Origin of the sequence: Streptomyces sp. M92, assembly GCF_028473745.1 — a bacterium.
GTDB lineage: Bacteria > Actinomycetota > Actinomycetes > Streptomycetales > Streptomycetaceae > Streptomyces.
This window is the reverse complement of the sequence record NZ_CP101138.1, coordinates 12,649-28,270: the sequence shown is the minus strand read 5'-3', so window position 1 is coordinate 28,270 and position 15,622 is coordinate 12,649. Positions and strand designations below refer to the sequence as shown.

The 15,622-nt window shown below is 70.5% G+C and carries 10 protein-coding genes and 1 CRISPR repeat array; all 10 genes read left to right on the top strand.

Going from position 1 to position 15,622, the window contains the following annotated elements; all coding sequences use genetic code 11:
- Nucleotides 1-187 precede the first annotated feature (187 nt).
- The 10 genes from cas3 (at nt 188) to M6G08_RS35515 (ending at nt 15,481) form a co-directional block, all read left to right on the top strand.
- Nucleotides 188-3,118, top strand: a complete 2,931-nt coding sequence (gene cas3, locus M6G08_RS35560; protein ID WP_272591586.1) for a CRISPR-associated helicase Cas3' — start codon at nt 188-190, stop codon at nt 3,116-3,118.
- A complete protein-coding gene (gene casA, locus M6G08_RS35555) occupies nt 3,102-4,871 on the top strand; it encodes a type I-E CRISPR-associated protein Cse1/CasA (RefSeq protein WP_272591585.1) in 1,770 nt (589 codons plus the stop codon). Before cas3 ends, casA begins: the two co-directional genes overlap by 17 nt.
- A complete protein-coding gene (casB, locus tag M6G08_RS35550; protein WP_272591584.1) occupies nt 4,868-5,575 on the top strand; it encodes a type I-E CRISPR-associated protein Cse2/CasB in 708 nt (235 codons plus the stop codon). Before casA ends, casB begins: the two co-directional genes overlap by 4 nt.
- The gene (gene cas7e, locus M6G08_RS35545) at nt 5,572-6,768 is read left to right on the top strand and encodes a type I-E CRISPR-associated protein Cas7/Cse4/CasC (protein ID WP_272591583.1); all 1,197 of its coding nucleotides are present in this window, start codon (nt 5,572-5,574) and stop codon (nt 6,766-6,768) included. The genes casB and cas7e overlap by 4 nt, the downstream gene beginning before the upstream one ends.
- A complete protein-coding gene (cas5e, locus tag M6G08_RS35540; RefSeq protein ID WP_272591582.1) occupies nt 6,765-7,508 on the top strand; it encodes a type I-E CRISPR-associated protein Cas5/CasD in 744 nt (247 codons plus the stop codon). The genes cas7e and cas5e overlap by 4 nt, the downstream gene beginning before the upstream one ends.
- Nucleotides 7,508-8,296 carry a type I-E CRISPR-associated protein Cas6/Cse3/CasE gene (gene cas6e, locus M6G08_RS35535; protein WP_272591581.1) on the top strand — a complete coding sequence of 263 codons (789 nt, stop codon included), beginning with the start codon at nt 7,508-7,510 and terminating at the stop codon, nt 8,294-8,296. Before cas5e ends, cas6e begins: the two co-directional genes overlap by 1 nt.
- The gene (gene cas1e / locus M6G08_RS35530; RefSeq protein ID WP_272591580.1) at nt 8,293-9,261 is read left to right on the top strand and encodes a type I-E CRISPR-associated endonuclease Cas1e; all 969 of its coding nucleotides are present in this window, start codon (nt 8,293-8,295) and stop codon (nt 9,259-9,261) included. Before cas6e ends, cas1e begins: the two co-directional genes overlap by 4 nt.
- The gene (cas2e, locus tag M6G08_RS35525) at nt 9,258-9,620 is read left to right on the top strand and encodes a type I-E CRISPR-associated endoribonuclease Cas2e (RefSeq protein ID WP_272591579.1); all 363 of its coding nucleotides are present in this window, start codon (nt 9,258-9,260) and stop codon (nt 9,618-9,620) included. The genes cas1e and cas2e overlap by 4 nt, the downstream gene beginning before the upstream one ends.
- Nucleotides 9,621-9,712: 92 nt before the next feature.
- A CRISPR array of direct repeats spans nt 9,713-11,209; the repeat unit is 29 nt; unit sequence CTGCTCCCCGCACCCGCGGGGATGGTCCC.
- Between the two features lie 319 nt (nt 11,210-11,528).
- Nucleotides 11,529-15,131 (top strand): DNA polymerase III subunit alpha, encoded by a 3,603-nt coding sequence (gene dnaE / locus M6G08_RS35520; protein WP_272591578.1) that lies wholly within the window; start codon nt 11,529-11,531, stop codon nt 15,129-15,131.
- Nucleotides 15,128-15,481, top strand: coding sequence for a DUF6300 family protein (locus M6G08_RS35515; RefSeq protein WP_272591577.1), 354 nt, complete (start codon nt 15,128-15,130; stop codon nt 15,479-15,481). The genes dnaE and M6G08_RS35515 overlap by 4 nt, the downstream gene beginning before the upstream one ends.
- Nucleotides 15,482-15,622: the final 141 nt, after the last annotated feature.

Sequence of the window (15,622 nt, the reverse complement as noted above, 5' to 3'; positions counted from 1 at the left end):
GCCGCAGGGACGTACTTTCCGCGACTTTCACAGATTCCGGCAAGTGGGACACCAGGTAACAATTGACTCCGTAGGCGCTTCCAGGATCGACCGATGATCATACGACTTGAGGGCGCCGTCTTCCTACGAATCGTTCTGTTTTCTCATTTCGGCGCGTGAGACCGGGTTCCCCCTGTATCAATCCCTCATGAGGGATGGGGGGAACGCCCGTTCCGGCCTGCTGTGTCGGCTTGGGGAGCCGGCTAGGTCGGTATGGGCCAAACACGACTACGACACCGATGGTTGGCTGCCGTTGTGGCGGCACATGGAGGACAGTGCCGCGGTGGCCGGCCTGTTGTGGGACCGGTGGCTGCCCGTAGGGGTGCGGAAGCTGATCGCCGAGGCGCTGCCGCAGGGGGAACCGGACGCACGTGCTCTTGCCGTGTGGCTTGCCGGTGTGCACGACATCGGCAAGGCCACCCCGGCGTTCGCGTGTCAGGTCGAGCAGCTCGCCGACGCGATGCGCGATCAGGGTCTGGAGATGCGTTCCAGGCGCGCGTTGGGACCGGATCGTCGGATCGCGCCTCATGGTCTGGCCGGACAGGTACTGCTGGGGGAATGGCTGGAGGAACGGCACGGGTGGGCATCCGCTCGGACCGGGCAGTTCACGGTCGCTGTGGGTGGGCATCACGGTGTGCCTCCCGAGCATGGTCAGATCAAGGCTCTCTACGAGCATGAGGAGTTGCTGCGCACTCCCGGTGCGAGCAGAGGGGCCTGGCGGGCGGTGCAGACCGAGCTGCTCGACGCCTGTGCCGAGCGTTTCGGTGTGGTCGAGCGACTGAGTGAATGGCGGCGGGTCAGGCTGCCGCAGCCGGTGCAGGTGCTGCTCACCGCGCTGGTCATCGTCTCCGACTGGATCGCCAGCAATCCGGACCTCTTCCCGTACTTCCCCGACGGCGCATCCCGCACCGACCATGAGCGCCTCGCCGCGGCATGGCAGGGCCTCGACCTGCCGGAACCGTGGCAGGCCGAGGAACCGGGCCGCAGCGCTCAGGAACTGCTCGCCTCCCGGTTCGAACTGCCGGCGGGAGCCGAGATCCGCCCCGTCCAGGAAGCGGCCGTGGAACTCGCCCGGGAGATGGAGACGCCCGGTCTGCTGGTCCTCGAGGCGCCGATGGGTGAGGGAAAGACGGAGGCCGCACTCGCGGTGGCCGAGATCTTCGCGGCGCGTTCGGGTGCGGGCGGGGTGTTCTTCGCCCTGCCCACCATGGCCACCGGCAACGCCATGTTCCCCCGGCTGCTCGACTGGCTGGGCCGGCTGCCAGGGGTGGCCGGCTCGCGCCGTTCGGTGCACCTGGCCCACTCCAAAGCGGCACTCAATGAGGACTTCGCCGGACTGATGGCCCGTACGGGACAGGTCGTGGCAGTCGGCGTGGACGAAGCGACGACCGCGCCCCGGCAAAAGCCGGACGAACAGCACCGCGCGGGGGCCGAGCTCGTGGCGCATGCCTGGCTGCGGGGCCGTAAGAAGGCCATGCTGGCCTCGTTCGTCGCGGGCACCATCGACCAGTTGCTGTTCGCCGGGCTGAAGAGCAGGCACTTGGCGCTGCGGCACCTCGCTGTGGCCGGGAAGGTCGTCGTCATCGACGAGGCGCACGCCTACGACACGTACATGAGCGTGTACCTGGACCGGGTGCTGTCCTGGCTGGGTGCGTACCGGGTGCCGGTGGTGGTGCTGTCCGCAACGCTGCCGGCCTCACGCAGGCGTGAGCTGGTTGCGGCGTACTCCCGTCGGGACGAAGCAGTGTCCCTCGGGGGAACGCAAGCGGCTGTGCCGGACGCGTACCCGCTGCTGACCGCCGTCGCTCCGGGCGGTGTTCCGATGGTTCGCAGTCCGCAGGCGTCCGCTCGGTCCTCGCAGGTGCGCCTGGAGCGGCTCGCCGACGGCCTGGACGTCCTCGCCGACCGCCTGGAGAGCGAGCTGGCCGACGGCGGGTGCGTCCTGGTGATCCGGAACACGGTCAAACGGGTGCTGGAAACGGCGCGCGCGCTGCGCGACAGGTTCGGCGCCGAGAACGTGACCGTCGCCCACTCGTGCTTCGTCGACCTCGACCGGGCGGGCAAGGACAGGGAACTGCTCCGCCTCTTCGGGCCGCCGGAGAAGACGGACGCCAGGCCCTCGGGCCGGCACATCGTGGTGGCCAGCCAGGTCGCCGAGCAGTCCCTCGACGTCGACTTCGACCTGCTGGTCAGCGACCTGTGCCCGGTCGACCTGCTCCTGCAGCGCATGGGCCGCCTGCACCGCCACCGGCGCGGAGCGGCCCAGCGAGAGCGGCCGGAACGCCTGCGCATCGCGCGTTGCCTGGTGACGGGAACCGACTGGACAGCGGACGTACCCGCTCCGGTGAGGGGGTCGGTCGCGGTGTACGGGCAGCACGCCCTGCTGCGGTCGGCCGCGGTGCTCCTCCCGCACCTGGACGGCGGGCCCCGGCGCCCCGTACGGCTCCCGACGGACATCAGCACCCTCGTACAGAACGCGTACGGGGACAGCCCGGTCGGGCCGGACCACTGGCAGGAGGCCATGAAGGCAGCGGGCGAGCGGTTCGAGCGGCACCGCGACGACCAGGCCGAACGTGCCGCCGTGTTCCGTCTGGGGGACGTCGGCAAACCGGGACGGCCGTTGTTCGGCTGGGTCGCCGCCGGCGTGGGAGACACCGACGACACTCCCACAGGGCGTGCGCAGGTCCGCGACAGCCGGGACAGCCTCGAGGTCGTGGTGGTCCAGCGGCGCGGCGACGGCAGTCTCGCCACCTTGCCGCGGCTCGAACCGGACAGCAAGGGACGTCGGCGCGCAGGTATCGAACTGCCGCAGGACGCGACACCGACACCGTTCGCGGCCCGTACGGCGGCGAGCTGCGGACTACGACTCCCCCTGCAGTTCTCCGGCGAGACGATGGACCGCGCGATCGAGGAACTGGAGCAGCTGTACCTGACCAACTGGCAGGGCAAGAACAGTCCTTGGCTCTCCGACCAGCTGATTCTCGCTCTCGACGAGGACTGTCAGACCCACCTGGCAGGGTTCGTACTCCGCTACAGCCCGAGTGACGGTCTTGAGGTGACCCGTGACGCAGACGACTGAGCCCACCGGTGCCGGCGTGGGTGGGGGTGAAGCGTCGTCCTTCGATCTGACCAGCCGGCCGTGGATTCGTGTCCTGCGGCGGAACGGCTCCCAGGACGAGCTGTCGCTCGGTCAGGTCTTCGCCCAGGCCGATGATCTGCGGTGCGTCGTGGGTGAGCTGGCCACTCAGGAGTTCTCCCTGGTCCGCCTCCTCTTGGCCGTCGCGCACGATGCGTTGGACGGTCCCGGGGACATCGAGGACTGGGCGGACCTGTGGGGGGACCGTGACTGTTTCGCTCCGGTCCAGGCGTACCTGGAGCAGCAGCGTGAGCGGTTCGACCTCTTGAGCCCCGTCGCACCGTTCATGCAGACCGCCGGGCTGCGCACGGCGAAGGGCGAGGTGTTCTCCCTCAACCGGATCGTGGCCGACGTACCGGCCGGGGAACCGTTCTTCAGCGCGCGGATGCCGAACGTCAAGCGGCTGTCCTTCGCCGAGGCCGCGCGCTGGATCGTTCACGTCCACGCCTACGACACCTCCGGCATCAAGACCGGCATGGCCGGCGACGACCGGGTCAAGGGCGGCAAGGTGTACCCGCTCGGTACCGGCTGGGCAGGCGGGCTGGGCGGCGTGTTCGTGGAGGGCGACACCCTGCGCGAGACCCTGCTGTTCAACCTGGTGGCGGCGGACACCGAGGAGCTGGACTTCTCCGCCGCCGACCGGCCGGCCTGGCGCCGTGAGCCCTGCGGGCCGGGCTCCGACGGGCGGGCCGCGACCGGCATGCGTGATCTGTACACCTGGCAGTCACGCCGAGTGCTTCTGCACCACGACGCGGACGGCGTCCACGGTGTCGTCCTCGGTTACGGCGATCCCCTCCCTTCCCGGAACCTGCACCGCAGCGAGCCGATGACCGCATGGCGGCGCAGCCCCGCGCAGGAGAAGAAGCTGGGGCGGTCGCCGGTGTTTCTGCCGCTCGAACACGATCCGGGCCGCTCTGCCTGGCGGGGCATCGCCGCCCTCCTCGCCGATCGGCTGGAGGAGGGCGGGGGCGCCGAGGGGCCGTCGCGGCTGCGGCCGCGGGCCCTCGAGTGGGTGGCTCGGCTGGTGACCGAGGGCCATCTGCCCCGTCGTTTCCTCGTCCGTGCCCGGGTGGTGGGTGTCAGGTACGGGACCCAGCAGTCCGTGGTCGACGAGGTGGTCGACGACCGCTTGGCCATGCCGGTCGTCCTGCTGCACGGGCAGGACCCCGCCTACGCCGCGCAGGCCACCGCTGCGGCCGAGGACGCCGACAGGGCGGTGCGGGTCTTGGGGGATCTCGCGGCCGATCTGGCCCGGGCGACCGGATCCGAGCAGGAAGGGCCGAAGGCCGCCGCTCGGGCCGAAGGGTTCGACGCGCTGGATCACCGCTACCGCGGCTGGCTGTCCGACATGGCGGAGGCTCCCGATCCCTTCGAGCACCGGAGCACCTGGCAGCGACAGGTGCGTGAGGTGGTGGGCCGTCTCGGTGACCGTCTCCTCGCCGGCGCGGGGGACGCGGCCTGGGAGGGGCGGATGCACACCGACAACAAGGGCGGCGTCCATTGGCTGAACGCCGGACTGGCCGACGTCTGGTTCCGCGGAGGCCTGGCCAGGGCGCTGGGAGACCCCGGCGCGCCGGACTCCCCCGGCTCCGGCGAGAAGGCCGCCGTCTCGGCCGACGAGGGTCCGCCCGGGCCGGAGCCTGCCGACCCGTCGGGAACCGAACACGCCGCGACCGACCCGGAGGTGCACCCATGACACCCACCGCATCCACATCCGCCCTGCCCGCTGACGCCCCGGTACAGCAGCGCGTCGCGGACCTCGCCGCCACACACATCGCCCCCTGGCAGGAGGGCTACCTCAAGGACCGGTCCAACGCCGTCGCCGCTCTCGCCCGGTTGCGCCGCGGTGCGGGCCGTGAGGCGGGCGAGACACCCGACCTGTGGAGCCTGATCGACACCGATCCGCTCCATACTCCGGTCGCCGGCAGGGGACCGTTGAGCGAGCAGGAGCTGGTGCGTGCCGAGAACGCGCTGCACGCGGCCCTCACCCTGTGGGCGTTCCACCAGCAGTCCCGCGGGGCCCCCATGCACCGCCGGCACACGCGTGAGCGGCCGGGTGGTCTGGGCGCGGCGGTCCGGCGCCTGATGCCGGCCGATGGCGTCGACGAACCGGTCCGCAAGCGCCTGGTCCGCGCGGGAACCGCCCCCGACCTCGCCACACTCACCCAGCGCCTGCGCGACATCGTCGCCCTGCTGCGCCGCGAAGACATCCCGCTCGACTACGCACTCCTCGCCGGCCAGCTCTACGTCTGGCAGTGGCCCGACGGGCCCGCCGCCGTACGCCGCCGGTGGGGCCGCTCCTTCCACGAGCAGCGACGGACCCGGCCGACACCCGACGGCACCACCGCCCCGTCCTCCGACGAGAACACCACCCCGGACACCGACAAGGACGCCTCGTGAACCGCATCTTCCTGGACGTGCACGCCCTGCAGACCGTCCCGCCCAGCAACCTCAACCGGGACGACACGGGCGCGCCCAAGACGGCCGTCTACGGCGGAGTCCCCCGCGCCCGTGTCTCCAGCCAGGCGTGGAAGCGGGCCATCCGCACCTGCTTCAAGGACGAGCACCTGCTCGACCCCGCCGACTTGGGCGTGCGCACCAAGAAGATCGTGGAGCTCCTGGCCGACCGGATCACCGGCCTCGACCAGTCCGTCGCGCAGGAGACGGCACTGAAGCTCGCCGACGAGACGGTGCGGGCCGCCGGCTTCAAGACCGAGGTCCCCAAGCGGAAGGCCGACCAGGCGAAGAACGGCGGAGGTCCCGCTCCCGCCCCCGAGAGCAAGTACCTCGTCTTCCTCAGCTCCCGGCAGCTCGACGGCCTGGCGCGCCTCGCGCTGGAAGGGGCGGACGACATCACGGCGTTCATGAAGACGAAGGAGAACAAGGCCCGGGCCAAGGAGCTGGCGGACACCCGGCACTCCGTGGACATCGCCCTCTTCGGCCGGATGGTCGCCGACGTGGCCGACATCAACGTGGACGCCGCCGTGCAGGTCGCCCACGCCCTCAGCGTCCACCGGGTCGACAACGAGTCCGATTACTACACGGCCGTCGACGACAAGAACAAGGACGAGGAGACCGGCGCCGGAATGATCGGCACCGTCGACTTCAACTCCGCGACCCTCTACCGCTACGCCGCCCTCGGCGTACACCTGCTCGCCGACAACCTCGGCCAGGGCCTGCGCGACGAGGAACCGCGCACCGAGCCGGTCCGTCGCGCCGTCGAGGCGTTCGTGCAGGCCTTCGTCGACTCGCTCCCCACCGGGAAGATCAACACCTTCGGTCACCACACCGAGCCCGACGCCGTGGTCGTCAAGCTCCGCACCACACGCCCCATCAGCTACGTCGCCGCCTTCGAGGACCCGGTACGCAGCGACGGCGGCGGACATCTGCGCGAGGCCGCCGACCGTCTCGCCTCCTACGCGTCCGACGTCGAGCGCGCCTACGGGGACCCCGAGACCACCCTCACCTGGGTACTGCGTGTCGGTCCCGCCACGCAGAAGCTCGCCGACCTCGGCACCGAGACCGACACCCTGCGCGAACTGGCCACCGCCGTCGGACAGGCCGTCGCCGAACGCCTGGAGAAGCCCGCATGAGCCGCACCGGCGTGCTCGTCCTTCGCCTGGCAGGCCCCCTGCAGTCCTGGGGGGCCTCCTCCCGCTTCACCCGCCGCACCACCGAATCCGCCCCGACCAAGAGCGGCGTCGTAGGCCTTCTCGCCGCGGCGGCCGGCGTCGAACGCGGCGACGACACGCGTCTGGCGCCTCTGGCCGCACTGCGGTTCGGCGTCCGCATCGACCAGCCCGGCACCCGTATCCGGGACTTCCACACCGCCCACCACGGTGTCACCGGTGCGTCGATGCCGCTGTCCGAGCGGTTCTACCTCGCCGACGCCGTCTTCGTCGCCGCCGTCGAGGGAGACCACACCCTCCTCACCGGCCTGCACGACGCCCTGCGCGTCCCCGTCTACCCCCCGTACCTCGGCCGGCGTTCGTGTCCGCCCGCCGAGCCGGTCGATCTCGGACGGTACGAGGACACGACGCTCGAGGACGCGCTGACGAGCGTGCCGTGGCAGGCCTCCGCCTGGTACCGCAGACGCCACCGGCCCCCACAGAGCCTGACCGTGCTGCGCGAGACCACCGCCGCCGAATCCGCCGAGTCGGCCGACGTCCTGCGCGACCAGCCGGTCAGCTTCGACGCCGCCCACCGCCGGCACGCGCTGCGCACCGTCGTCACCACCGCCGTACCCACTCCGCTTCCCGCCGGTGACGGCAGCCCGCACAGCGCACACGACCCGTTCGCAGCCCTCGACGTTCTGGAGAATGAGAGCGCCTGATGTTCCTCTCCCGCTTCCGCGTCAACACCGCGCGGCCCGGCGCTCGCCGCCTGCTGTCCTCACCCCAGGCCATGCACGCGGCCGTCATGTCCTCCTTCCCTCACATCCTGCCCTCCGACAGCCCGCGGCCCGACGCACCGCGTGTGCTGTGGCGCCTGGACCAGCGAGCCCGCGCCGAGGTGCTGCTGTACGTCGTCAGCCCCGACCGTCCCGACCTGACGCACCTGGTCGAGCAGGCCGGATGGCCCGCCGTCGCCGGCCCCGAGAACCCCGGCTGGCAGACCCGGCCCTACGCCCCGCTGCTCGACCGCCTGGCCGTCGGCGACCGCTGGGCGTTCCGGCTGACCGCGAACCCCGTGCACACGGTCCGCCGCAAGGAGGGCGAACCCCGCAAGCTCACCGCCCACCTCACTCCCGTCCACCAGATGCGCTGGCTGGTCGACGAGGAACGCCAGAAGCGTCTCGGTTTCCGCGTCTGCGAGAAACCGGCCGACCGACGGCTGCTGCCCGACGGCACCACCCACCACAAGCAGCCCCACCCCGGCGACCGCTACGAGCTGGCCGTACAGGACACACGGTCCCTCGCCTTCGACAAGTCCCGCGACTCCGACGGCCGCCGGGGCAAGTCGGTCACCGTCGTCACCGTCACCTTCGAAGGGCGGCTGGAAGTCACCGACCCCGCAGCGCTGCGCCGTACCCTCACCCAGGGCATCGGCCGGGCCCGCGCCTACGGCTGCGGACTCCTCACCCTGGCGCCCCTCGCCCAGCCCACCCACGCACGGCCATGAACACGGTCTCCCGCCGCCCGGCGCTCACTCCCAGGCAGCTCACCCGCACCGGCGAACGCCTCTCCTTCGTCTACCTGGAACGCTGCACGGTCCATCGCGACGCCAACGCCATCACGGCTCAGGACGCGGAGGGCACCACCCACATCCCCTCGGCGACCATCGGCACCCTCCTCCTCGGCCCCGGCACCCGCGTCACCCACCAGGCCATGAGCGTGCTCGGTGAGACCGGTGCGGCGGTCTGCTGGGTCGGCGAACACGGCGTGCGCTACTACGCGTCCGGCCGCGCCCTCAGCCGCTCCTCCGCCCTCATGGAGGCCCAGGCCCGGCAATGGGCCAGTCAACGCAGCCGCCTCGCCGTGGCGCGAGCGATGTACCGGCTGCGCTTCCCGGACGAGGACCCCGCCGGCCTCACCCGGCACGAGCTCCTCGGCCGCGAGGGAAAGCGGGTCAAGGACTGCTACCGGGCCCAGGCCTCCCGCACCGGCGTCCCCTGGCGCGGCCGCCGCTACACCCCCGGCGACTTCACCAGCGGCGACGCCGTCAACCAGGCCATCACCGCCGCCGCCCAGTGCATGTACGGCATCGCCCACGCCGTCGTCACCTCCCTGGGCTGCAGCCCGGCCCTCGGTTTCATCCACTCCGGACACGAACTGTCCTTCGTCCTGGACGTCGCCGACCTCTACAAGACGGAGATCGGCATCCCGCTCGCCTTCGACGTGGCCGCACAGGACGAAGAGGACACCGGCCCGCGCACCCGCCGCGCCCTACGGGACCGCATCAACGAAACGTCCCTGCTGAACCGATGCGTAGACGACATCAAACACCTCCTGCTCCCGGACCCGGCCGGCCCCCTCCCCCTCGGCGACGACCGGGACGTAGTCACCCTCCAGAGCGACCGCGGCCACCAGGTCCCTGCGGGCGTCAACTACGACGGTCCAGAGGACTACGGAGACGAGCTCTGGTGACCGTCATCGTCCTGACCAACTGCCCGGCCGGCCTACGCGGCTTCCTCACACGCTGGCTGCTGGAGATCTCCGCCGGCGTATTCGTGGGCAACCCCTCCGCCCGGGTCCGCGACGCCCTCTGGGAAGAGGTCCGCCAGTACGCAGACCAGGGCCGCGCCCTGCTGGCCCACACCACGAACAACGAGCAGGGCTTCACCTTCCGCACCCACGACCACGCCTGGCACCCGACCGACCACGAAGGCATCACCCTGATCCACCGCCCAGACCCGAACGCACCCGCCGCCGCCCCAACTCCCCGGAGCGGTCCGCCATCCGGCTGGAGCAGGGCCTCCAAACGCCGACGCTTCGGCAGAGGCTGATGCAATTCGAGCCACGTATGCCCTATTTGCCGGAATCAAAGCAAGTGCTCGAAAACGGCCTGCAGCGCCAGTAAAGCCGCAGGTCACCCAGTCTGCTCCCCGCACCCGCGGGGATGGTCCCAAGGCCCGCCAGTACATCGCCGGTCGGCCAGCCTGCTCCCCGCACCCGCGGGGATGGTCCCGAGGAGATCGACGGGATCATGTCCGGCCTGGTCTGCTCCCCGCACCCGCGGGGATGGTCCCGGCGGCGTCGGCTCGGTCGCAGCGGTCGGCCGCTGCTCCCCGCACCCGCGGGGATGGTCCCCCGAACTCGAGACGCCTGCCCTGGGGGGCTTCCTGCTCCCCGCACCCGCGGGGATGGTCCCTTGGCTGGTCATGTCGCCGCCGAAGTTGGATTCTGCTCCCCGCACCCGCGGGGATGGTCCCCGGTCGGTGACGGTCACCTACACCACCGTGTACCTGCTCCCCGCACCCGCGGGGATGGTCCCGGATTCCTCGTCGAACTGGCCGACGCCGGCGACTGCTCCCCGCACCCGCGGGGATGGTCCCCAGGCCGACACACATCCGTAGTCACGAAGGAGCTGCTCCCCGCACCCGCGGGGATGGTCCCTTGTCTCGGCCGGGGAACGGAGGCGTCGGCTTCTGCTCCCCGCACCCGCGGGGATGGTCCCGGCGCACGCCGAGTGCACACAGGGCGCACTCCCTGCTCCCCGCACCCGCGGGGATGGTCCCGGAATGCTGCCGACCTTCCAGGGCCCGGACGGCTGCTCCCCGCACCCGCGGGGATGGTCCCCGGGTTGGGTGCCGTCGGCACCCTCTCCCGATCTGCTCCCCGCACCCGCGGGGATGGTCCCCATGGACACCGCCGTCATCGCGACGGCCGGGGCCTGCTCCCCGCACCCGCGGGGATGGTCCCTTCCGCCGAGTGTGGGTGCCGGCCATTCAGGACTGCTCCCCGCACCCGCGGGGATGGTCCCAGCACGCCGAACACCAGCGCGCCGAGGACCACCTGCTCCCCGCACCCGCGGGGATGGTCCCCCCGACGCGTGGGAAGACGGCAAGCTCCCCGACTGCTCCCCGCACCCGCGGGGATGGTCCCGCGGTCGCCATGGCACAGCGAGGCGAGCCGATCTGCTCCCCGCACCCGCGGGGATGGTCCCCCAGCCGGGGCCAGAGACTTGACCGGTTGTCCGCTGCTCCCCGCACCCGCGGGGATGGTCCCCGTCGGATTGGTGTTGGTCATCTGGGGTTCGCCTGCTCCCCGCACCCGCGGGGATGGTCCCGGCACTGGCGCCTCGACCGCCCTGCCGAACTTCTGCTCCCCGCAGCCGCGGGGATGGTCCCGCGGCGAGGGCGACCCCCGCTTCAGCGAGCTGCTGCTCCCCGCGCCCGCGGGGATGGGTCCCGCTCCGGCTTCGCGGTTAAACGTGGCGATGGCCTGCTCCCCGCACCCGCGGGGATGGTCCCTACCTCCGCTCCCTCGAGGAGCTGGACGCCGACTGCTCCCCGCACCCGCAGGGATGGCCCCTGAGTGCAGGTGGTGGCCGACTCCCCGGTGGACTGCTCCCCGCACCCCCGGGGGTGCCCCGGCCCCCCTGCCGGAATCAGCCACGCCGATCCCTGCTCCCCGCCCCGCAGGTAAAACCCCAACCCCAGATCCGCCTCCGTTCGATCCCCGCGCCTTCAGCAGCCCATGACCGATCAGTGAAGGCGCTGCGCTCCTGGAGACCCTCACCGACAGGTCCGGCACGACACGCCGAGCCGACACTTCCTCTCTCGCCGACAGGCCAAGGCCCCCACCACCGCCCCCAGTTGATGCGACCGAAGCGGCAGCCGAGGACCCCGATTTGATCTTGTTTCGGGGTTAAGGTGCGGCTTCACGACACTGCTCTCGGAGGTGCTCGCCTGGTGGCCGACAGCTTTGTTCACCTGCACAATCACACCGAATACTCGATGCTCGACGGCGCTCAGAAGCTGAAGCCGATGTTCGCCGAGGTGGACCGGCAGGGCATGCCGGCCGTGGCCATGAGCGACCACGGCAACATTTTCGGCGCCTACGAGTTCCAGCAGGTGGCCAAGGGCTTCGGCTCGGTCAAGCCGATCATCGGGATCGAGGCGTACGTCGCCCCGTCCTCGCGCCGGAACCGGCGGCAGGAGTTTTGGGGACCCGGCGGCCGGCGGGCCGTGTCGGACGACGGCGTGGGGTCGAAGGACGTCAGTGGCGGTGGCCGCTTCACCCACATGACGATGTGGGCGACGGGGGCGCAGGGCCTGCGGAACCTCTTCTACCTGTCCACGGAAGCCTCGTACACAGGCCAGTTCCCGGCGAACACGCCCCGCATGGACATGGAGCTGATCTCCGAGCACGCCGAGGGCGTCGTCGCGACGACCGGTTGCCCGTCCGGCGCCGTCCAGACACGGCTCCGCCTGAACCAGTACGACGAGGCCAGGCAGCTCGCCTCCGCCTACCAGGACGTCTTCGGCAAGGAGAACTACTTCCTGGAGCTGATGGACCACGGCCTGTCCATCGAGCGGGACGTGCGGGACGGGCTGTTGAGGCTGGCCAAGGAGCTGGGCATGCCGCTTCTGGCCACCAACGACGCGCACTACATCCACGAGAGCCAGGCCGACGCGCACGACAACCTGCTCTGCATCGGCGTGGGCAAGAACAAGGCCGACGAGAAGAGGCTGCGCTTCGGCGGCAGCGGCTACTACCTGAAGACGGCGGCCGAGATGCGGGCGCTGTTCGCGGAGCTTCCCGAGGCCTGCGACAACACGCTGCTGATCGCCGAGCGGGTCGGGTCGTACGACGAGGTCTTCGACAACGTCGACGAGATGCCCCAGTTCCCGGACGTGCCGGACGGGGAGACCCAGGAGTCCTGGCTGCGCAAGGAGGTCCTGGCCGGCCTCGCCATGCGGTACGGCGATCCCGTACCGGCCGAGGTTCTGGAGCGCTTCGAGACCGAGATGTCGGTCATCGGTCCGATGGGGTTTTCCTCGTACTTCCTCGTGGTCGCGGACATCTGCAAGTACGCCCGGGACAACGGCGTGCCGGTCGGCCCCGGCCGTGGTTCGGCGACCGGCTCGATCGTCGCCTACGCGACCCGCATCACCGAGCTGTGCCCCCTGGAGCACGGCCTGCTCTTCGAGCGGTTCCTCAACCCCGAGCGGATCAACCCGCCCGACGTCGACCTCGACTTCGACGACCGCCGGCGCGACAAGATGGTCCGGTACGTCACCGAGAAGTACGGCGACGAGTACACCGCGATGGTGAACACGTTCGGCAAGATCAAGGCCAAGAACGCGATCAAGGACTCGTCACGGATCCTCGGCTACCCCTTCAGCCACGGTGAACGGATCACCAAGGCACTGCCACCGGACATCATGGGCAAGTCGATCCCGCTGGACGGCATCTTCGACCCCGCGCACCCCCGCTACGGCGAGGCCGGTGAAATCCGGACGATGTACGAGAACGAGCCGGACGTGAAGACAGTCATCGACACCGCCAAGGGCGTCGAGGGCCTGACCCGCGGCACCGGCGTGCACGCGGCCGCCGTCATCCTGTCCAAGACCAGGCTCACCGACCGAATCCCGCTGCACATGCGCGCCTCCGACGGCGTGAAGATCACCGGCTTCGACTACCCCAGCTGCGAGAACATGGGGCTGGTCAAGATGGACTTCCTGGGCCTGCGGAACCTGGGCGTCATCGACCACGCCATCGAGAACATCCGCGAGAACCGCGGCGTCAGGCTCGCCACCGTCGACCCGATGGACGGCGACAGCGGCACCGTCGTCATTCCGCTGGACGACCGGAAGACCTTCGAGCTGCTCGGCCGCGGCGACACCTTCGGGGTGTTCCAGCTCGACGGCGGCGGCATGCGCGCACTCCTCAAGCTGATGGCGCCGACCCGCTTCGAGGACATCGCCGCCGCCCTCGCCCTGTACCGGCCCGGCCCGATGGCGGCCAACGCGCACACGAACTACGCGCTGCGGCAGAACGGCAAGCAGGAGCCCGAACCGATCCATCCGGAGCTCAAGGAGGTCCTGGACCCGATCCTGGGCTCGACGCACCACCTGCTCATCTTCCAGGAGCAGATCATGGCCATCGCCCGGACCCTGGCCGGCTACACCCTCGGCGGCGCCGACATGCTGCGCCGCGCGATGGGCAAGAAGAAGCCCGAGGTCCTGGCCGCCGAGTGGGAGAAGTTCCACGACGGCATGACCGCCAACGGCTACTCGGAAGAGGCCGTCAAGGCCATCTGGGACGTGATGCTCCCCTTCTCCGGCTACGCCTTCAACAAGTCCCACACCGCCGGCTACGGCCTCGTCTCCTACTGGACCGCGTACCTGAAAGCCAACTACCCGGCCGAGTACATGGCGGCGCTGCTGACGTCCGTCGGCGACGACAAGGACAAGGCCGGCATCTACCTGGCCGACGCCCGAAAGCTGGGCGTCACCGTCCTGCCGCCGGACGTCAACGAGTCCGTCGCACAGTTCACGGCCGTCGGCGACGACGTGCGCTTCGGGCTGCGATCGGTGCGCAACGTCGGCGACAACGTCATCGACACGGTCGTCGCGGCACGGAAGGCGAAGGGGAAGTTCACCGGCTTCGCCGACTTCCTCGACAAGGCCGACCTGCCGGCCCTCAACAAGCGGGCGGTCGAATCGCTCATCAAGGCCGGCGCCTTCGACTCGCTCGGTCACACCCGCAGGGGACTGTGCGCCGTGCACGAGTCGGCTATCGACGCGGTCGTGCCGCTGAAGAAGGCCGCGGCCTACGGCCAGGACGACCTCTTCGCCGGACTGGGCGGCGGCACCGGCGACGACGGCGACTCCGGCTTCGGCCTCGACGTGCGGATCGACGACGGCGAGTGGCCGCGCAAGCAGCTGCTGTCCACCGAGCGCGAGATGCTCGGCATGTACGTCTCCGCCCACCCCCTGGACGGCACCGAGCACATCCTCGCCGCCCACCGGGACACCACCATCCCCGACCTGCTGGCCTCCGGCCGGACCGAGGGAACGGTGCGGCTGTCCGGCCTCGTCACCAGCGTCCAGAACAAGGTGACCAAGCAGGGCAACGCCTGGGCCATCGTGAACCTCGCCGACCGCGACGGCACGATCGAGGTCCTCTTCTTCCCCGCGACCTACCAGCTCGTGCTGGGCGCGCTGGTGGAGGACAGCGTGATCTCCGTCCAGGGGCGCATCAACGACCGGGACGGCGCCATCAGCGTCTTCGGCCAGGAACTCCAGGTCCTCGACGTGACGGCCGCCGAGCGCACCGGTGCGGCGCCGGTCCAACTGGCCTTCCCCCACCACCGCGTCAACGAGCCGATGGTCAGGGAACTCAAGCGCATCATGGGCGCCCACCCCGGCGAAAGCCCCGTCCATCTCTTCGTACGCGGCCCCCGGAAGACCACGGTCTACGTCCTTCAGTCGATGGTGAACGCCGCCACGATCGCCTCCGACATCAAGGGCTCCTTCGGTCAGGACACCTGGCACGGTGTGGCATGACCGACGGTGATGAGATCGCCGTCAGGGTCGGCGAGGTGCCGCCGTGCGCCCGCTGCGGAGGCGCGGCTCTGCTCCGTGTCCGGTTCGGTCATGCGTGGACGAACAACGCCGGGCGGCCCGTCCACGGCTACCGGGAAGCGGACCTGTGCCGGGCCTGCGACAGCGGTGACACGTCGGCGGACGGTCTGCTGACGCTCCTCACCGCTGCCAGGGACATTCCCCTCTCACGGGTCGCCGACTTCGGCAGCCACGTGGTCGCCTGGGTCGAGGCGGTACGACAGCGCGGAGTCGACATGGACCGTTTGCGAGGTGAGGAACGCGCTCACCGGCTCCACGGCGAGCTGCCATGACCGACGGCCTGGTCACGGCAGGCAACGATCCCCGGGCGCAGTACATCGATCGGTGAACGAGCCGACGGCCTCGACCCCTCCCTGGACCCGCACCTGATCGCGTGCTCCGGAGCCCGACCGACACGTACAACGTGCTCCACG